Source organism: Xenorhabdus santafensis, from assembly GCF_033949405.1.
In the GTDB taxonomy this organism is placed as follows: domain Bacteria; phylum Pseudomonadota; class Gammaproteobacteria; order Enterobacterales; family Enterobacteriaceae; genus Xenorhabdus; species Xenorhabdus santafensis.
Map to the genome: position 1 here is coordinate 20793 of NZ_VCDN01000027.1, position 21235 is coordinate 42027.

Annotated in this window: 11 protein-coding genes; 4 read left to right on the forward strand and 7 right to left on the reverse strand. The window is 45.5% G+C overall.

Translation table 11 applies throughout. From position 1 onward, the window contains the following. Positions 1–101: 101 nt before the first annotated feature. Entirely contained in the window at positions 102–7292 is a 7191-nt protein-coding gene (locus FE392_RS08250) for a Tc toxin subunit A-related protein (protein WP_319929754.1), read from the reverse strand. 454 nt (positions 7293–7746) lie between these two features. Then, on the reverse strand, positions 7747–8310 hold the full coding sequence (gene nudE, locus FE392_RS08255) for an ADP compounds hydrolase NudE (protein ID WP_319929755.1): 564 nt from the start codon (positions 8308–8310) through the stop codon (positions 7747–7749). 356 nt (positions 8311–8666) lie between these two features. Here nudE and FE392_RS08260 point away from each other — a divergent pair, with 356 nt between their 5' ends. The 4 genes from FE392_RS08260 (at position 8667) to pckA (ending at position 14091) form a co-directional block, all read left to right on the forward strand. Continuing rightward, positions 8667–10772, forward strand: a complete 2106-nt coding sequence (locus tag FE392_RS08260; RefSeq protein WP_319929756.1) for an IgaA/UmoB family intracellular growth attenuator — start codon at positions 8667–8669, stop codon at positions 10770–10772. Between the two features lie 88 nt (positions 10773–10860). Further along, positions 10861–11280, forward strand: coding sequence for a ribosome-associated heat shock protein Hsp15 (hslR, locus tag FE392_RS08265; protein WP_319929757.1), 420 nt, complete (start codon positions 10861–10863; stop codon positions 11278–11280). A 59-nt stretch (positions 11281–11339) separates the two neighbouring features. Further along, the gene (gene hslO / locus FE392_RS08270) at positions 11340–12212 is read left to right on the forward strand and encodes an Hsp33 family molecular chaperone HslO (protein WP_319929758.1); all 873 of its coding nucleotides are present in this window, start codon (positions 11340–11342) and stop codon (positions 12210–12212) included. A gap of 259 nt (positions 12213–12471) precedes the next feature. Next, entirely contained in the window at positions 12472–14091 is a 1620-nt protein-coding gene (gene pckA / locus FE392_RS08275; RefSeq protein ID WP_319929759.1) for a phosphoenolpyruvate carboxykinase (ATP), read from the forward strand. 70 nt (positions 14092–14161) lie between these two features. Here pckA and FE392_RS08280 read toward each other — a convergent pair whose 3' ends face one another. The 5 genes from FE392_RS08280 to FE392_RS08300 form a co-directional block, all read right to left on the reverse strand. Beyond that, on the reverse strand, positions 14162–14857 hold the full coding sequence (locus tag FE392_RS08280; RefSeq protein WP_319929760.1) for a pirin family protein: 696 nt from the start codon (positions 14855–14857) through the stop codon (positions 14162–14164). A gap of 312 nt (positions 14858–15169) precedes the next feature. Then, positions 15170–16099: a GNAT family N-acetyltransferase gene (locus FE392_RS08285; RefSeq protein WP_319929761.1), complete on the reverse strand. Its 930-nt coding sequence runs from the start codon at positions 16097–16099 to the stop codon at positions 15170–15172. A gap of 11 nt (positions 16100–16110) precedes the next feature. Next, a complete protein-coding gene (locus FE392_RS08290; RefSeq protein WP_319929762.1) occupies positions 16111–17355 on the reverse strand; it encodes a phenylacetate--CoA ligase family protein in 1245 nt (414 codons plus the stop codon). Positions 17356–17370: 15 nt separating this feature from the next. Beyond that, a complete protein-coding gene (locus FE392_RS08295) occupies positions 17371–19782 on the reverse strand; it encodes an acyl-CoA reductase (protein WP_319929763.1) in 2412 nt (803 codons plus the stop codon). Position 19783: 1 nt separating this feature from the next. Continuing rightward, a complete protein-coding gene (locus FE392_RS08300; protein ID WP_319929764.1) occupies positions 19784–20914 on the reverse strand; it encodes a LuxE/PaaK family acyltransferase in 1131 nt (376 codons plus the stop codon). Positions 20915–21235: the final 321 nt, after the last annotated feature.

Here is a 21235-nt window from a genome sequence, read left to right on the forward strand (position 1 = left end):
GCATCATGTAAGTTGTTGAACGATAAAAGCCCCGCCAGTATCTGACGGGGCTTTTTGTCATCGCTTATTTAGCAATATGTCACGATATCAATATGTAGCGATTATTTATTGAGTTTTTCTTTTACGGCTTTGGCAAATTGTTTGCCTCCGTCCACGGCGGTATAGTGGATGTGAATGTTGATATCGTCCAGCCGCCATATGTACGGTGTGTTTTTGAATATCTTATCGATGACTTTCTTATCCGGAAATTCCAATGTCCATGTCGATATGGCTCCCGTCCCTTCAAATGGCAGATAACGGTCATCATCAAACATCAGAGTGTATAACCAATTATCCTTGGCAGCGCTGCCATCATCTTCACTCAGGGAAGAGAGGGCGATTTGCTGCTGGGCACGCAAATTGGTCACAATATTTTGGTTGTTGCCTGTTTTTCTGTCGGGATCATACAGCCAGTTGACGCCTTCAATATCTGCATTGGTCAGTGTCGAGCTGCCTGTCTGGGTCAGTATGGCACTGATTTCTGAGGAAGCGCCCGGCGTGATAGTCCAATTACTCAGTGAAATCGATACGGATATGCGTTTAATCTGACGCAGATAATGCCCGGGATAATTGGTGTCAAACAGCTTGGAATTCAGTGTAAAGCTGACCATTTGCTTCTGCTCAATTTGACTCCGTAATTCTTTGACGGTCAGCAATTCACCCAACGAGACGGTTTTCTTGATATTCATGCGGCGTTCATTGCGTTGCAACCATGCATTTTCCATTTGCAGCAAATCCAATTGCAATGATTCTCCCGCCAGCAGGCCCCGATAAGAATCATTCCATGCCGTAGTCTTCATAAAGCTGCCGTGCTGATAATCCCCGACTTCATAGCGCCAACTTGCTTCTGCCATCAGGCACAGGGAAAGAACAGCATCATAAGCCGGGGCATACAAGGCAGCGAGACGCCCCATCAGCCACTGATAAGTCGGCACAATCAAGAAGCCTGTTGTCATAAATTCATACAATTCACGGGCTGCGTCTTGCTGTGCCTTTGCTTCCCGCAGGGCGATATTGGCGCTTTTTATCAGTAATTCTTGTTCCTGTAACTGACGGTCGATAATATTAATTTCACTTTGTGCCTGTTTATACTCAATTTCCCACTCTTGGCGCCGACGTTCGTATGCTGCTCCGTCTTCGAGTTTCTCGGAAATAACCGCTAATTCTTCAGAGGTGATTTGAGAAACAATGGCCGCACTTCGGACGATTTCTCCATATTTGGCGCCACCAAATGCTAACCCGTAAATGTTAGGTAAGGTATCTGCAACCGCAGCGGCAAGAAAGAAAGGGGCTGCGGCCATTTTAGTGACACTTGAGGTAGTCTTGAGGGCAAGCGATGTTATCTCCAGAGGGGAAAGATTTTCCTCGTAGAGTCGGTGATAATGTTCATATCTCTCTTGGGCCATCTTTTTGCTTTCTTCCAGAGTGGCTTTGCCAAGCTGGGCAATCTGGACTGCTTCCTGCTGCAATTCAATGGTAAAAGCAGACAGCCGGAGTGCCTGCGATTGCTCCAGAACGCCCTGTTCTGCATCGGTTTCTTTTTCTATTGCACTAAATAGCCTGTGCCCCATTTGTATGAGTTGTTTTACGGCTTCATTGGCACGTTTTAACATGGATGGGAAACGATAAGGTGGAATCTGTTGGGGTATCTGATTCAATTGGGTGAGCGTATTGCCACGATTGCGTTGTATCAGGCTGCTGTCATTCCCGATACTTGAATAGAGTGGCAATGGCTGCACTTTTCCATCCAGCGTCAGGCCGTGACGCAGGTTATAGAGGCGGCTTTTGAGTGTCTGTTGGTATTCAATTAACTGGGCATTGAAAGGTGACACAAAATGGTTAATGTTGGTTGACTGCACATCCGGGAGGAAATCTTCCTTGATTCTCTCAAGTGTGATGGGATGCCAGCGTGTGATGTTTAAACTTTCCGGCAATGCACCCAGCAATTGCAGGGCTTGTTGATAGCATAAATTGGCTTCATTCAGGCTGTCTCTGCTGAGTTGGCGATACAGATTATCCCCTTCTTGTATCCAGAGCTTGATCTGAAAATGGAAGAGGGCTTTCTGGTAAAAAATCGGCTGGCTGTAAGCAATGGTATCTGGATCGTATCCTTTAGCCGAAGGGCGCAGATTGCTGCCGCTTTCAATAACGGGGCGGGAATTCCACATGCGTATTGAGCCGTAGGGATCAAACAGATGATTAAGCAACCAGCGTCTGGCATCGTAAAAACGTTGCTCCTCTCTAAGCCGATAGGTAACCAAGAAAGGCAGATGGAAGAATAATTCCCAGAAATATTGCCCATTGGCACCGTGGAAATCGACTTTTGTCGGTGACGTTTTGTCATCCAGCTCCGGTTCGGGCAAGGATTGCGTATCCCAAGCCAGCACCCGTTCAATGGATTGAGTGGCGCGGGCAACTAATTGTTTACCAAACAGGGTATTCAACCGAATGGCGGAGGTAGATTTGAACTTCAGGCTCCCGATATCCAGATATTGAGCTTGTTTATCATTTCTGCGTAAGGTGATGACAGGGATCTTGTCGTTTTCTCTTATGCTGACCTTGTAGCGATTGGCTACTGTCCCTGTGAACTCTATTTTTTTGCTAGAATTAGAATAAGCGGTTTCTAATGTTGAGTATAAATTAACGTGATAGCGATCATTGAAATTCGTCTCAAGGGAGATGGGGATTTCTCCTGTGGTGGCATTACCATCCAGCTCGACGTCTTTGGTGCTGGGGGAAATATCACTTGGAAACATAACCCGTAGCGTTAATTTTGATTTTGTATATTCCCATTGAGGACTGACCAGAAGTCCCCAGCCCCCAACAGTTTTTTTCTGTTCTCCAATACCGACACTCAACTTACTTGCTGCTGGATTCCATTGCCTGCTTAGTTGGGTGAAGGTGCCATTAAACCACATGAGATCGGCAAACTTAGTGACTGTGTTTTTTTTCCATTCGTTAGGCGATACAGTAAACAGACTGATCCCATCACAATTCACACTGACTGTTGTTGTTGGGGTATCACCTTCCCACGTAAGTTCAAACTTCTTCAGGCTGGTTTGACTGGCGGGCACTTTGATAGAAAGTGTTCCGACAATAGGCGGGTTTGTATTTTCATCAATAGGGATGCTTCTCTCAAAATTCTCGGAGGGTAATATTGACAACAATCTACTGATATCAGAGTTTTTAAACGTTGTACCTTTCCCTTTTGGGTTTCTTTTGATCAGCGTATTTGTCCCGGTCAAAATCAGTTGGTTTTTTGCCTTATCTAATTTTGCAGTCAAATTCAAAATAGGCTGGGGGTCATCATCAACTGACGTAACCTCGACAAACTTTTCGGTACCGGCATAATCAAGTTGTAGCGTTTCCGGGTTTTTGAATAACCGGTGCCAGTCTGAAATCAGGGCAGTTTCCTGCGAGAGAGGCAGTGTTTTCTTATCTACCAGCAGCAAGTCACGCAACTCCAGAAAATAATCTTTATTTTTCTGCCAACTACTGGGATATTCTTTGGTTGAGTCATACAGCAAAACCCCCATCCACGGGTCATTCTCCCGTTGATCATCCACCATCACCATTGAGATCAAGCCGGGCTTGTATTTTTCATTTTTCAGATAAGGATTGTCTTTATCGGGAATACGGTCGCCATTTGGGTTTACGGGGTATTCACCATTGGCATCAGTACCATCCAGCCGATAGAGGGTATTTGGTGCACTCCATTCACCATTGTTTTGCTTATAGGCAAATTTTAGATTGACCGCGCGGTAATCTGACGGTTTTTGATCCAATCCCATCAATGGGCTGGATTCCCGTTCAACCCAGATGGCATATTGCCGGCCAGAAATCACAATTGGGCGCAGCGCCAGTAAGGTTCCCGATACCGAGAGTGTTATTTTTTCCCATTCACTCCATGCCAACGGGCTGATGACATCATTGGTATCGCGCATTTTGATATCGAGAGTACGCCAGTAGTATTCCACCGGCTCGGCATTGTTTTTACCGATAAAGTGGTAGCGATCGTTTTTCGGGTCAGTACCATCAATGTAGCCACTTATCGATTGCAAATTGCTGATGCGTTCAAATTCGGTTAAATAGCGCAGAATGGCAGTTTGAATCACATTGTTGTTTAATCTGGTCTGACCTAAATCGTGTTCTAAATCGGTAAAGGCACGGGTTTTACGTAACCGGGAGGTTGGATCTATGAAGCTTTCAGGAAAATTGCTCTGTTTTCTCCATGCCTGCCAATGGGCATATTGGCTAAGGTTGCGATTCCAATGCTCAATGCGTTCATTGCTGATAGTTTGGACGCCATAGTCCATTTCCAAACGGGAAAATAGGCGGAACAGATAGCGCTGCAAACTGGCAATCGCGAACGCTACTTTACTGGTACTGACGCTGGAGGTGACTTGCAGGTCGGTCAGGAAATAATTTGCAAGATCGTCGATGGTCGTAATGCTTGGCAATGTGTCATCAGATGTCGCCCAGCGTTTCAATAAATAATCGACTAATGCATCCCGCCAGCTTTCATTCAAGGCACCTTCCAGTTTCGGTTGTATTTCGACAGAAGTGGCGGCAAATAAGGCGCTACTGACTTGATACCACTCGTCATAACTGGATTGTGCTGTCAGCTTAGCGACATCCAGCAAGGGTTGGGCAGATATTTCACTTTTTTCTGCCAGAACCTTGAGGCGCATGACAATGCTGATATCAACGATATTTTGTGCCACATTTTGCTCAAAGCCGTTGGCTACCCTGAGAATTTCTTTATCTGACCAACCCATTAATTCAGCCAGATTGGTCGCCGCCTTTTCGGCTGTCCAGACATTTGGCGCTGGTGGATCTTGCCCAATTTGGTTGGCTTGGCGAAGGTAATATAGCGCATCATCCTCAGTTTTATTTTCAGGCAATAAATTCAGCCAATCACTGTAACGACTAAGGCGGTGAATGAGGATTAAATCAACCGCAGGGGTGTTATCTTCACCCATTTTCACATTAAACCAGTCTGGATTCTTAATCAGTGCCGCTATGCTTTTTTCTGTCAACTTGAATAAAACACAAATCGCAGCATACCGACTGAGGTTATACCAAAGGACAACCGCTTGATTTTTCCGTTCCTGATCGTCAGAACGCTGAGCCAGAGCAAGGGTATTAAGCAGGAAATCAGCTTGGGAGCTCCCTGTCCATTGCAGTAATGGCTTGGAGAGGGAACTTTCGATATCGAAAGCATGGCTGATGGCATTAATGTACAGATCCTGCTGGGCAATAAACGCCTTGATAAAGAGAGATGTTAACGCCTTAGTCCACGTGTCATTGTATTCTTTCCAATCAGCGTCATCGGCTAATTGTTTGAGAATTTCACTCACTTTGTCGGTTAATGCCTTTCCTGTCTCTTCAACCAGAACAATACCGGTTGTTGCATCCACTAATTCAGCGAGCGCTGTCATCCAGACAACGGGTGTTTTTTTGGCTTTAAACTTCTGCATTTCAGAAGCAATTTTATCTTCGCTGAGCAGAGCACTACTGATATCTGGCATGACAGCCCTGATTTTGTTGAGCCAGTCAATATTTTCAATCTCTGCCGTGATACCGCTGCCCAAGGACGCTGGGGTTAGCAAAAAGTTAAGGACTGAAGGGGCTAATTTGTGCAGCTTAACCCAGTGTGTGGCGTTCATGAAGGCGATCAGGATATCAAGAATATCAACGAGTTCGGCATCTTTAGCCAGCGTAGGAATACCCGCCAGTTGTTGCAGATAGTCAGGGTGATCACGATTCAGGAGCAATAACAGCTCCATTCCCTCATTAACGGATAATTTCAGCAATCGAGGCAATGCAACCAGTCTATAAAGGGCAGAAACGATATCCAGTGAGCGTTTCGGATCGGCATCTTTTTGCGATGGGTTTTGTGTTTTGACGATTAACTTCAGCAGCTCTTGGCAGGTGGCATCATCAATATTCAATCCGGCGCATAATTGATTGACGGTTAATGCATCTGCCCCCTCGGTGGCATCGAGTTTAAATGGCTGGTTATCCAGAACCAGAACCGAGGACGAAGCGGCTTGCTGTGACAACCCGGAGGCATTGAACAACCGGTCAAAGAAAGAGCGTTGATCTTCAAGAGAATAGGGGCTGATATGGCCGATAAACGCAGCAAATTGTTCTGCGGTAGCGCCGTACTCTTGCTGGAAATGCAGGAATACGCCTAAAGTGCGCAGTGTGGCTTCAGTAATCACATAATCAGTCTGTTTTTCTGCCTTCCGTGCGGTTGCCAATAACAGATCAAGCTGTTCAGCGTTGAGTTTCAGCGCCTTTTGGATATGCAGGAAGCGTTGGATACGGTCAAAATTATCGTTACTGGCATTTTTAAGTTGAATGACATCTTTGGCCGTTTCTTTGTCTTCTGTTTTTTCCAGATAGAGCGCCGGTGACTTCCCAGCGTTGATGTATGACGCGACGTAATCAGCACCGGAAGGGAATTCTGTTCCGGCATTGGCAGGCTTGGCGACATTGCTGGAGTACTTGACAGTACTGTGTGTCACTTTGTTATTGCCGGATATTCCGTTAACCGCAAATAGTTTCTCTGCCTCTTGGGAGCTCAGCCCTGTTTGCCGGGTAAATACAGTAAGGCGGGACAGCGATTCAGCTGCTTTGGCTGCATCGCCCTTGATGCCAAAATATTTCTCGAAGAAATCTTGTTGATCGCTTTGCGATTTTTCCAGTAACAACATTTGAAGTTTCGGTGCCAGCATGCTGCTGACCATCATCGCTGTTTGCAGTGAATCGGCACTCAAATTGCCATCAATAAAATTGGGATATTTGCTATCGGCTTGTTGGATCAATTCCAGCAATGGGATCTCTTTTTCAGCCAATACCGCCATTGTTTGTTTTAATGGAAAATAAAACGGTAAGGAGAGCGGGTATTGGATGTCGGCGAGTGAATTGGTCAAGGGTTGTTGCTGGTTGATATGTTTCTTCGCTTTTTCGGCGAGCACTTCAATGACAAGGGGCAATAGATTGACGGTTTTATTTAGGTTCGTACTATCCAGCAGCAGTTTTTCAATATCGGGGCGCCGCTGGTTGAGAAATCCGGTGCCATCTGCACTGGCTTTACTTTCAAACATTCTGACTTGCTGATACAAATCAACCAAATAGGCCAGTGGGCCATCGTTGGCTTCAGGTAGTCCGGGGAAGCAATAGAGGTCTGGATTATCATCAAAGAGATTTTTGTAGCTAATGGTTTCATTATTTGTGTTAGCCATACATGATCACCTTTTAAATCGAAAAAATGGGAAAAGAGAAAGCAATATTTCTATATCCAATCGATAACAGTGAGTTATGTGTTGCTGCCAGATAAGCATGGTTAGACTATTGCGATGTAATGATGGTTATCCAGCCTAAAATATATTCAGCTTCTAATCGTTTTTTAAAAAATTATTTTGTTTCAAGGTGGTTACGGAAGGTGGCACAAAATACTGTGAGTGTTTTTATAAAAATGGGCGAGATAGGCGAGGGATATGAATTAATTTCAAAAACATTGTAAATATGTTCAATTATTATTTTTTATCAACTAAATTATTTTTGTTAACAGAAATATCCTTTATTTTACATGGTTATTTTATCGTACCTGATACTTTAAAACGTACATTTAAAACGGGTATAAAATGAATATCGATATTAATTATGCCCATACCCGTTTATTGCAATATGAGATAACTAACCTCTCTCATTATTTTTTGCTTGAAAATATCGTTGTGCCAAAAATAGGGCGCTGACATTTCTGGCCTCATTGAAATCGGAATGATCTAATAACGACATCATGTCAGAAATAGGCCAACGTATTTGTACCAATGGCTCAGGCTCGTCTCCTTCCAAAAGTTCTGGATAAAGATCCTGAGCAATCACGATATTCATTTTGCTGGAAAAATAAGAAGGTGCCATGGTTAATTTTGTCAACAGCTCTAACTTTCCAGCTCCGAAACCAACTTCTTCTTTCAGTTCACGGTTGGCTGCCTCAAAAACACTTTCCCCAGCATCAATAGCACCTTTTGGAAAACCTAGTTCATATTGTTCAATCCCAACGGCATATTCGTGAATAAGCACCAATTCATCCCCAATGACAGGAATGATTAATACTGCTTCACGATTTGACGGTTTCATTCGTTCATAAACGCGTTTTACACCATTGCTGAATTCAAGATCAACAGATTGGATGTTGAACAAACGTGAGCGGGCAATATCATTCACATTTAGTATTTTGGGTTTTTTAAAATCAGTCATGCTTGCCCCTGAAGGTAGTTATGTGTTGGATAGTTAAAAATAATAATGAGCTAAATTAGTTAAAATAACTTGTATCATTTAATGTGAGTAGTGGAATTCAGCCCAAATACAAATTTGGCTTTAATATGGCTGATTATGTTAGTAAATGATAGCGATTATCGCTTGAATGTATTTTTGTTGCTATCTTACCCTTGCAATAAAACAGTATTTTATGGAAAGGTATGAGAAATTTTATGACGCCTTTTCTTAATGGAATTAAAAGTACAAGGCAAGAATAGGAATAGCCTTATTCTGGATTTTTCACGAGATTGTTATTCTGCTGATCTCTGTATTGCTGTCATGGGCGTGGGGAAAAAATGAGCTCTTTAGTCATTATATTGGCTATTTTTATCATTAGCCTGATTATAATGGCTTCCTTTCTGATTTTCAGATGGAGGCGACTTGATAACGCGCGTTATCTATCATCAATAGCTAAAACAAGTCGGCGTAAACTGAATACCGATGAACTTCAATCTATTGAACATTACCTGAGAAACGTAAGTCAACTGGTTAAATTGGACAATAGACCCTTGTCAGGCTACCCGGTATTGCCTATCAAAAATGATAATGTTTATACCATTAATCATGCCATTACCCGCTTCTCTGCGGTCAAGGAAGAGTTACAGCACTGGCGCTATTATATTGATGATACAGAAATACACTTCCCGGTGTGGCTTGAACCGTTTATAAAGCCAAAAAATACCATTGAGATTATCCAGACAACTCCCATGCCGATGGTTATCGCTGTCAATGGCCATTTTTTGAAAGACTATCAGCAAAATCTATTTTCTGCGCGCGTTACAGCAAAAACGGAACAGGCTTCCATTCAGAAAAACGGCAATTCCAGTGCGAAATTACGGCATGTCCGCAAGGAAACGCCGGAAGAATACAGGCTGCGCTATGCAGCCGGCATTATGGAAGGCGTGTTGATGGGGATTGGGCTATTGGTATGGTTTGTGGCTCTTTTCTTACCGATTTCGATGATGCCCTGGTTCATGTTGGTATCGTTCTTGTTTATGCTGGTCAGTTTCTGGTCACATTTCCGGCTGCCTGCTAGCCGGAAACTATTAAATATTAATTGTTTCAACGGAATACCGAAACGTTGGGGGGTGTTCAGTGAATTTGCCCCGGAGAAAAGAAAAAATATCTCTCTCGGTGGCATTGATCTTGTTTATCCAACTCATTGGGAACCCTATATTTCCTACGATTTGGATCAGGACACCGACATAGATATGTATACCAACAACAACGTTATTCGGCAGGGGCGTTATCTTTCCTTGCATGAAGAAGAAAAACACTACCCGTACCAGCGCTATAGAAAAAACTTGGTGCTGGTGATTTTCTCTGTGATTACCATGTTGCTGCTTTATTTATACCAACCCGCCAGCCTCTCCATGAGGCTCAGTTTGGCTTGGCTGTATGGCAGCAATACAAAAGTTATCAATAGCGTTTCCGAGCTGCAAAGTGTCGATTTGAAGGAAGGGGATGTACTGAAAGTCAAAGGTGTTGGAATGTGTTATAAGCCGCCTAACTTTCTGGCGGAGTATAAAGTCACCTTGTTTGCCCCATTTAATTGCGGCGGCATTTATTGGAATAAAGAAACACCACTGCCCATGTTGGAGTCCGATATCATTAACAATGCATCGGCACTGCTCACCACGGTCTATGAACAGTTGCATTCGTCCAGACGCAAAGGCAGGGGCAGCCCCAGCCTGAATCAAGCGATTGCAAAGTCCGGATTGGTTCCGGTTGAGAATTATGCAAAAATTGTTTTGAAAGCACACAAATTGTGCCCAAAAGAAACGGACTGCATCCGTTTGAAAAATGCGTTGGTTAATCTGGGAAGCGCCACGACTTGGGATCAGTTGCTGGCGGACAGTAAAGTGAAAGTTGTTCAGGGGAATAGGGTGCTCATGCGGGCGGGTAGTGCGGATGCGCTGGAAAAGTTGGTTGATGCGACCACCGAAGAGTTTATTTATGCGGAGATCAACAAATTCGCATCTGCCATGAATAGCCCATTGCCGGGGGGAGTGTTGTTCCGCAGCGATGAGAGCCGGCAATTACTTGAGTATCCGATGCGGATAAACAATATGTTTGAAAACACCCCAATGGATCGGTGGCTGGAATTACAGCATATTTCCGAGCTGCTGATGAGAACGCCTTTTGAAACGGGCGGCATTGTAACGGAACTGTTTGAGGATCCCAATGGGACACTCAATATCATGTTGCACCGTGAACCGGATACCACAACCCTTATTCGCTATCTTGGCAGCTGTTTGTTGATGGCTATGTTGTTGGTAGTATTTACCATCAATGCTATGTTGATAATAATGAAAAAATACAAAAACAAGCGGCGCCTTGAATACATCACCCAATATTATGACAACTGTTTCGCATCTTCTTCAACAACACCTATTGATTAGCGGGGAACTGTTGCGCTGTGTTACCCTCAGTCCGTTTCTTGCCTGCGCTGATTAACAATTTGAATTTGGGCTAGAGAGAGAACTTACCATGCTGAATTCAGACACAACTCAGACTGTCCGCCTTGATAAATGGTTGTGGGCGGCGCGTTTTTATAAGACCCGTGCTATCGCCCGTGAAATGATTGAAGGGGGAAAAATCCATTATAATGGACAACGGAGCAAGCCAAGTAAGCTGGTTGAGTTGAATGCGAAGATCAAACTGCGTCAGGGAAATGATGAGAAAACAGTGATAGTCTTGGCGTTGAGTGAGCACAGGCGTGGTGCGGCTGACGCTCAACAACTTTATCAGGAAACGGCAGAAAGTATTGCCAATCGGGAAAAAATGGCCTCGGCCCGTAAAATGAATGCGCTGATGATGCCACATCCTGATCGCCGACCGAACAAAAAAGAACGGCGTACACTAATTAAATTTAAGCAGACAAAATTAAATGAGTTGGAAAATACCTAATCGATTTCGCATCGAAATATGAAGGGCATATAACCGGCTCAGTGAAATGAGAGAAATTTATGATCAAGCATGACCAATTACACCGATTTTTGTTTGAAGGCCATTCTGTCAGAGGGGAACTTGTTTCCGTCAGTGAAACCTACCAGCAGATGCTGGAAAATCACAGCTTCCCTCAACCTGTACAGCAGCTATTGGGTGAATTGTTGGTCGCAACCAGCCTATTGACGGCGACATTGAAATTCCAGGGTGATATTACGGTACAAATCCAGGGAGATGGGCCGGTTAAATTGGCGGTGATTAACGGTAACAATCAGCAACAAATGCGTGGTACTGCCCGCATTGATGGTGATGTGGATACGGCAAGCAGCCTGCGGGACATGATCGGCAATGGTTATATGGTCATTACCATTACGCCAACAGAAGGTGAGCGCTATCAAGGTATCGTGGCGCTGGAAGGTGAAACGCTGGAGGAGTGTCTGGGAGCCTATTTCAAACAGTCCGAACAGTTGCCTACCCGCCTGTTTATCCGCACGGGCATGCAGGATGGAAAAGTGGCAGCCGGAGGCATGTTATTGCAGGTATTACCGAGTGAGCAAGGCGGTAATGAAGAGCTGCTGGAACATCTGGTGCAACTAACTGCAACCATTAAGGGAGAAGAGTTGTTTACACTGGGTGTAGAAGAGATCCTGCATCGTCTTTATCATGAAGAAGACGTGACACTCTATGAACCCCAGCAGGTAGCATTCCGTTGTACTTGTTCCAGACAGCGTTGCATTGATACCCTCATGACGCTGCCGGAGGCTGATCTACAGGAAATTTTGCATAGTGATGGCAAGATTGATATGGGTTGTGAGTTCTGCGGCAAGCATTATGTTTTTGATGAGAATGATGTCAGCGCAATACAAGCGACGAAAACAGCACAGTTGCACTAACTTTATGTAATTGCAGGTTTTGGCGGTTGCACCTTTTCCCTGTTTCTTCCTGTTCCGCCATGTGCAGGACTCTTTTTAGGGCGTAATTAACGCCCTTTTTACTATGAATCCTCCTTCCATTTCGTGCCCTGTGTCTCATAAAAGTCCAAAAAAAATAATGTAATTCCAATTTTTTGATAGCAATCGCTGTTAATTAGTCATAATTATTTATTATCCCGCGCAGAGACAGGTATAAGGTATAACTGACCAGGAGCAACAAATGAGCGTTACAGGTATTACTGAGCAGGAACTTGCGGTTTATGGTATTCGTGATGCAGGTGAAATCATTTATAACCCAAGTTATGAATTGTTATTCTCTGAAGAAACTCAATCCTCTCTTCAAGGGTATGAGTGTGGCACATTAACTGGCCTTGGCGCTGTTGCAGTAGATACTGGTATTTTCACGGGGCGTTCTCCAAAAGATAAATACATTGTCCGCGATGATGTGACACGCGATACCGTATGGTGGGCAGATCAGGGAAAAGGCAAGAACGATAACAAACCGCTCAGTCAGGAAACTTGGTCTCATCTTAAGGGATTGGTTACTCAGCAACTTTCAGGCAAACGTTTGTTTATCGTGGATGCCTTCTGCGGAGCCAATGCGGATACCCGCTTGAAAGTGCGTTTTATCACAGAAGTGGCTTGGCAGGCTCATTTTGTGAAAAACATGTTTATCCGCCCATCGGATGAAGAATTGGTTGGCTTCACGCCGGATTTCATTGTGATGAACGGTGCAAAATGCACGAACCCACAATGGAAAGAACAGGGTCTGAATTCTGAAAACTTTGTTGCTTTTAACCTGACAGAACGGATGCAATTAATTGGCGGTACCTGGTACGGCGGCGAAATGAAAAAAGGGATGTTCTCCATCATGAACTACCTGCTGCCACTGAAAGGCATTGCTTCCATGCACTGTTCCGCCAACGTGGGCGAGAAAGGGGACGTTGCGGTCTTCTTCGGCCTTTCGGGGACGGGTAAAACCACACTTTCTACAGATCCGAAGCGTAAATTGATTGGTGATGACGAACATGGCTGGGATGATGACGGCGTGTTTAACTTCGAAGGGGGTTGTTACGCGAAGACCATCAACCTGTCGAAAGAAGCTGAGCCGGATATTTATCACGCCATTCGCCGTGATGCGTTGCTGGAAAATGTCACCGTACTGGCCGATGGCAGCGTTGACTTCAATGATGGCTCCAAAACAGAAAATACCCGCGTTTCTTATCCTATCTACCACATTGAAAACATCGTTAAGCCAATATCAAAAGCAGGTCACGCCACTAAAGTGATTTTCCTGACGGCAGATGCTTTCGGTGTATTGCCTCCGGTATCCAGACTGACGCCAGAGCAAACGCAGTATCATTTCTTGTCTGGCTTTACGGCAAAACTGGCGGGAACCGAGCGCGGCGTAACAGAACCCACCCCGACTTTCTCAGCGTGTTTTGGCGCGGCATTCCTGTCACTGCACCCGACACAATATGCGGAAGTTCTGGTTAAACGCATGCAGGCATCCGGTGCGAAAGCCTATCTGGTCAACACAGGTTGGAATGGTACGGGTAAACGTATTTCCATCAAAGATACCCGTGCGATTATCGATGCTATCCTCAATGGTGATATTGAAGATACAGATACCATCCAATTGCCGATTTTTGATTTGGCTGTTCCGACGACATTGCCGGGTGTTGATACGGGCATCTTAGATCCTCGCAACACATACGCGGATAAAGCCGAATGGGAGCTGAAAGCAAAAGATTTGGCGCAACGCTTTACCGATAATTTCGATAAATACACGGATACGGCTGCGGGAGCGGCATTGGTGAAAGCCGGCCCTAAACTGTAATACCGCTTTAAAGAATGCTAAAAAACCCTGTCTGATCAGACAGGGTTTTTTTTTGCCATCGCCGATGTGTTTAATGGGATGGCAGGTCGAAAATCAAAATCTCACTTTCTTGGTTTGCGCTGATTTGAAGGTGGGATTCATCCCAAATGGCAATACCGTCACTGGTGGTGGCAAGGGTTCCATTAATCACGATTTCGCCTTTCACAACCTGAACCCAGATATTGCGTGATTTTTCAATAACGTATTCACTGTGTTCGTCACGCCTTAATACCCAGCGCCATAATGTCATATCCTGAAAAACTTTTAACGAACCTGCGCGGGCATCGGGAGAAAGGATTAATTGGCGGCTTTCGAAAGTATCAAAACGGCGTTGTTCATAACGTGGAGCCAGACCGGTTTTTTCTGGCATGATCCAGATTTGGTAAAGGTGCAACGAGCTATCATGATGTGGGTTATATTCGGAATGACGAATGCCGGTGCCGGCGCTCATGATCTGAAATTCTCCAGCGGAGATTTGCCCCTTATTCCCCATGCTGTCTTGATGCTCTACGGTTCCGGACAATACATAGGTCAATATTTCCATATCCTTGTGCGGGTGCATGCCGAACCCCTGAGCCGCATCAATCACATCTTCATTGATAACCCTGAGTACAGAAAAGCCCATGAAATTGGCATCATAATAGTTGGCAAATGAAAACGTGTGCCAACTGTCCAGCCAACCGTGGTTGGCATGACCCCGCTCTAAGGCTCGACGTAAGAAGATCATTTCAAAATCCCTCAATGTTTTTTTGTAGTTTAGCCAAGGAAGTGAAATATAAAAGATTGTAAATTTAACCGTGGAGTTCAAAACATTTGAACAAAAAACAGGTGAGTAAGAAATAAGGCGATAGCAGGCAAAAAAAAAAAGCCAGCATCAAGCTGGCCTATAAAATAAACACTGGAAGCAATGTGAGCAATGTCGTACTTTCACATGAACCCTGAAGGTGGTGCACTGAAAGTGTTAATAATGATAATGGTTCTCAATATCATTTGTAAAGTGTTTTTTTAATCAATATTTGATGTTTTTTTAAGAAACAGATTAATTAACCCCCAATTCCATCTGATAGAGATATTGCGTACCGGTATCGTGAAATTGATAAGGTGCCAATTGATAGCCCCTTAACCACAACAAAAACCAACCGTCATGGCTATCCGGGCATAGCCCCGCAAATCGGAATCCACCCTGCTTGAGCGGTGAACACCATTTCAGGGATGCTTCACACGCAGGCAGTTTCAAATAAATGAGCTGTCCGGTTGGAAAATCAATGACCTCTGACAAAAAATCCGACGAAATATCGTACAGCGTAATATCCAGCCGTCGCCCGGTTTTTTTGATGGTAAATGGTGCAGAGCCAGAAGAACGACGACATATCTGCTGCTCATTTGATGCGGATTCACCAACATGCTGGCTTATCTGACCAATCCAGCTTTGCCAAGACTGCGGCCAGTTCAGTTTAGGCAACGGTAACGACTTAAGCGGCAAAATCCCTTGCACAATACTTTCAGGTTCCGGCAGCCCGAATGGGGAATCGACATAATCCAGCATCAGGGCGGTAGAATAAAAGCCTAAATTTCGGGCAATAAACTGACTTTTAGGATGTGAACAAACCTGCTTTATCGTCAATAAATTATAGTCTTGCTCTTTGGCATAATGACACAGATGACCCCCAAGGGACTTCGCCACGCCGAAGCCCTGAAAATTGGGGTCCACGGCAATAAGCGCCAATTCCGCATAATGTTGTTGCACCGTATCTTTAACCAATGAAGCATGGCCAATGAGCTGTCCTTGATGGAATGCCAAAGCCGAATACCATTGCCCAGTGACTTGATAACCATCAATCAACCTTGGTAGATAGATATCAGGATAGACATACGAATCACCATAGACTTCACGGAACAACTGGCTGATCCTTTTGTCATCACCCGGCTGGTAGCTTCGAATCTGAATAGCTGAAGAAGAGATTGTCATCGATTTCAACCTTAATTATAGCTACGCAGATCCACAACTCGTTGCAATTTGCCTGAACGTGGATGCGTATACATGCCATCAATGTTGGTTTGAAAGATTTCCAACATATTTTGAACCATGCATTCTTTGCCCAGATTAGGAAAAGCAGTCAGTACCGTATGGCGTATTTTATCGAGATCGACTGTTTGCTGGCTTGCCACTAACAACCTGATTTTGTCTTTCCCTGCCTGCTGTGATAACTCTAATTGCCAGGCCAGAAGTTCCGAGTGCTGCGTGAGTTGGCTCGCCAAATCGTCAGGGAATAATGAAAGCGTACCAACCCGGATACGGTAGCCCAGATTAGCGCGCCCTTGCAGGGCGAATTTACGTCCAGCCTGATCGGATTCGCTCCAGCACGCCAGATCGCCAGTAGGATAGCGAATTATCGGCATAAGCTGGCGTTGCAGGTTGGTAACAACCAATAAGCCCTTGCGCCCCTGCGTTGTGATTGGCTCGTGAGTGACTTCATCCAAGATCTCAATAATCGTGTCGTTATCAAATACTCGGTGTTCACCCTGCCTGCATTCGGTATCAGCAAAGCCTATCAAGCCGGCATCCACGCTGGCACAGCCGATCGAGCCCAAACGAGCGTGAGGAAATACCTGCTGTATAATGGCGGACTGGGAATCAAACAGACTTTCCCCGCCATAAAGAATGGTCTCCACCATTGGCAACGTTTGTCCGGTATCTTTCAGATAGTGGGCAAAGCGGATTAATTGCACTGGCACACCCGCCAATACATTGATGTTGTGGTGCCGAATATTATTGACCAGCAGCTCGTCTTCCACTTTGCAGGTGAAAGGAAACTCCAGAATCGGAAAAGGCACATTCGACAGTGCGCCATGAATGAAGATAAAACTGGTATAAAGGTCGCCGGCAAAAAATAGATTTGCTACCCGATCACCTTGTTTCAATTGATGGGCAATCCCTTGGCCAAAGCTGCCAATAAACGCTTTCCACTCTTGCTGGCTGAAAACGGACAGCCGCCCGTCGCTGGTGGAACCGCCGGTTTTATAGACATGGCCACCTTCCAATGGGGCAGTTAAAACCGGCCACGTTTGCAATTCGCTGGAATGTGCCCAGTAATGACCGGGCTCAACGAGGGGTAAATCTTCCAACGTCCAATTCTGCGGAATGGATTTGTAGAGATCCTTATAATAAGCAGAATGCTCGCGCGCATGATGGAACAAATCAATTAATGTCGTTCTGGTCATCATCTTAATTTCACTCAATTAATATTTACGCAAATCAATGAACAAAGGGGTTTTTCCGCTGTGTGAATTGCGGCGAAAATCAGCGGCTGAAGTAGAAATAACATGCAGGCCCAGCAAGCGACCTTCAACAACTTCGGCGAGTTTATCGTCTTGCAATAAGTGCTGGCGGACAGCGTCCGGATCAGCGTGATCAACCAACAATTGCACGCAATCAACACCGTGATCGTCATGATCGATAATCCACTGTACCGGTAACTTTAGCTGCTCAGAAAAATCGGCCAGATTGACAAAAATGCTGCCTATACGTAACAGAGATCCATGACGTCCCTTAAGGCGGAAGCGGGGTGCCGACAGGCCGCAAGAACAAGGCTCATCTATCCAATGGCCGAGATCGCCCAAATCGTAGCGTTGAACCGGCTGGGCTTTGCGATGCAAAGAAGTAAAGATCAGGCGGCCTGTTTCACCCTCAGCCACGGTTTGATCGTTTTCAATATTGAGAATTTCCAGCCATTGGGTATCGGCCATTAAATGGAAAACACCATCCTCACTGGCAGCACATGCATGGCCTACTGGGCCTGCATCCACCGAACCGTAGATCGTTGAGCGAATCAAAGAAATGCCAAAGCCGGTCAGGAAAGTTCGCTGGTTCATATTCAGGTGTTCACCACCCAAAAACAGCTTACGGATGCCACCGTACTCACGCAGTTTGGCTTCTTCATTCAGGAATAGGCGATGCAATGTACTTGGCATGCCCACCAATGTATTAATGCGCTGGTTGACGATGATGTCGGCAATTTCACTGAAATCATTGTCGGCTGGCCCGCCCATTGGATATTGGGCAACATTCAATTTATCCAGAATGGTGAAAAAGCTCATCATTCCGCCATACAGTTTTCCGCCGTACAGCAGGTTCATGACCCGATCCGTTGAAGGTTCAAGCCCCGATGAGAACACACCATCGGCTGCTGCCTGCATTTGTCGGTGATAATCCTGATAGCTATAGGCTGCGAGCTTGGGTGTGCCACTGCTGCCGCCACTGCGGAAAAACAGGCGGGATTTTTCATTTGGAACCAAGGCCTGAAAATCCGTCTTATTCATCACAGGAAGATTTTCCAATCCCTGTGGTCGGGCTGGCGGAACATCAAGGTGAGCGCAACCCGTCATTAAGTCGGGAGCAAGACTGACAGAAACTCGCTTGGCCAGACGTGCCAGCGCATAAACACCATCATGTGGCTCACCACTATAACCGCCATGCATTTGGCCTGCCGGGGAAATGCGGCTGACACCCGCAGCGAACAGGGCATGACTCATTTCGACGATATCGTCCTGATGGGTCATCAAGGCGCAGCTTTGCAGATGGTTGCGCCAAGGTTGCAAAATGGCACACAAACGCTGACGGGGTGCCGGGCGCACCTGCAATGTACGGAAAAGCGGGGAAGCGGCCAGTTCTTCTTCATGTCGCCATATTACCCGCCATCCCTCAGCTTGCCAGACTTCACCTTGTACCTGAGTAAAAGCAAAATCGAGCTGCTGGAAAGCCGTTTGAGTCGTAATTTCTGCGGCTTCCTGAACATCCGGTTTGAGTGCCGGATGCAATCCAGCGCGGCGTTGCAATGCTGCGGCCATACGTTGCCCGATATGTTGCAGTACTTCTGGATCTTCACTATCGACCAGCAAACATTGCGGGCTGGAACAAGCTTGTTGATCATACAGACAAACATCATCAGCCAAGGCATCCAACTGGGCATCATCGATAGTGTTGGGGTTTAACCAGCCAAAACTGATGCGATGGCCCCAATCTATCCAGCGGCAACCCGATGGCAATTGAGCGCGGATAGACTCCAGCGCGGCATTGCTGCCCCAAGCAGAAACGGCATCAGCCTGGCTCATCAACTCGGCCAGTTGTGTAACAGGCAAGGCTAATACCGCTACCCGATCAGCTAAATTGCCGGAAATATCGTGGGCCAAAAATGCTTCCAGAAGTTGCGCACTAAATCCATTATCGCTGCTGCTGGGGCGCAGCCAGTTGATATTGCCGACCAACAGACTTTCTATCACTGCCATAAAAGGCAGCAATTCTGCGTTGGAAGGGGTAATGTGGACGACTAACCCTAAAGGTTTCCACGTTTCATATCGATTCTGGTCATAATCGAATCGGCGCAGAGAAAAGGCATTTTGGCCCAGCTCCCGCTCCAGTTTAGCTTCCAGTGCTTCACGTTGGCAGAATGCGCTGAGCGCTTCGCGGGCTTTTGCATCCAACAACGGATGAAAATCCAGATTGGACAGATAATCGGCAAAACCCTGTGCACAATCCAGCACCTGCTCGGCTGTATGGGGACGAGCCAACAATGCTGGCAGTTGCTCACGTAATTTTGCGATTCTTTGCTCTACGGACAATTGTTCTATGGAAACAGTATTTGTGGAAGACATATCAAGATCTCTTAATCAATTCTGAAGCGGCAATCGCACAACTACGGCCTTTGCTGGTGCCGGCACGGCCAAGCAACTCAAACCAATCCGTATTCAGTTCACAGCCGCAGCTTTCAGCGGGATGCATCACTGCCAGATCGCTCGTGACAATGCTGTGAGCCGGGCAGGAGGTGATAAAAGGCGAAGTAAAATGCAAAAAGCCCGGTTGCCCATAAGGCTGGCGCGATAAATCGGCGGTGTGGCGTGCATAAGCCCGTGCATAAACAGGCACGTGAAAATTATGGTGAGAGCATTCCACATAAGGCACGGGATGTTCTACTGAGCCGTAACCATCACGGCAGCGAATATCAGGGATACCCAATTGCTCTGTCAGGCGTTGATACAGTTCTTTTTTGGGAATGGATTTATCGGCGTGTGTCTTCCAACCTCCGCCGAGAAAAACCAGTGATTCTGGGTGCAATTTCAGTGCAGGCAGCCCCATTTGCTCCATTCTTTGCAGGGTAAACCACAAAAAGGCCGGGAAACCGAAAATACGTACGGGTAACCCTTCCTGCGCAAATTGCTGGAGCGCGGTAATCGTACCGAAAGGATCAAATTCGTTGCCTTGCCCATTATGACGCAAAGCATAGTAAGCCCGATTGACGGGGGCATATTTGCAGAGGAACTGATCGGTGTAGGCTGTTCCGAGCGTGACAGCACCGGCAGGCTCATAACTGAGCAACAAATAATTGCACGGTTGATCCGGTATATTCCAGCCATAATAGTCGAAAATGCAGTCCACCATATATTGGGCTGCGGTAATACTTTCAGAGTCGTAGCGCATGCGGCTTTTCTGGCCGGTTGTTCCGGACGACGTCAATTCCAGGGCATCTTTTGCACTGTCACTGAGGATCAGATTGCGCTTGAAGTAATTGGCAAATAAAAGCGGCAGGCTTGACCAATCATCCACTTCCATTATTGTCTGCTTATCCAACCCATGTTCCATTAACCACTGCTCATAACCAGGGGTATGTTCACAGTGGTACAGCGTCAGTTCACGCATGGCGGCATCAAATAATGCATCATATTCGGCACAAGCACGGTAAGGATGTGCGATGGAACACAGTGCTTTGACGTGAGGTAAATTTTGCATATTAATACTCATTATTAAGTAACAACTATGTCAAATTCTTATTTAAAATAAATTTAATTAGTTTGTTTGTGCGTATAGGGGTGTAATAAGTTTTAACAAGATTTATTTATTATTATGGCTAATAAACAAATGACTTATTTACACTTAATTTTTGAGCATTGTTGGAGGATGATGTTGGCATTACTGACAGTAATTAAGGCTGTAATTTAATACATTTGCCATATTTCGATATTTGATATCGAATTTTTCTATTTTTGTAGTCAATGTCAGTTTGGTATTTGCGGTGCGCATTATTCCAAACCGCATGGTAACAATCAAATC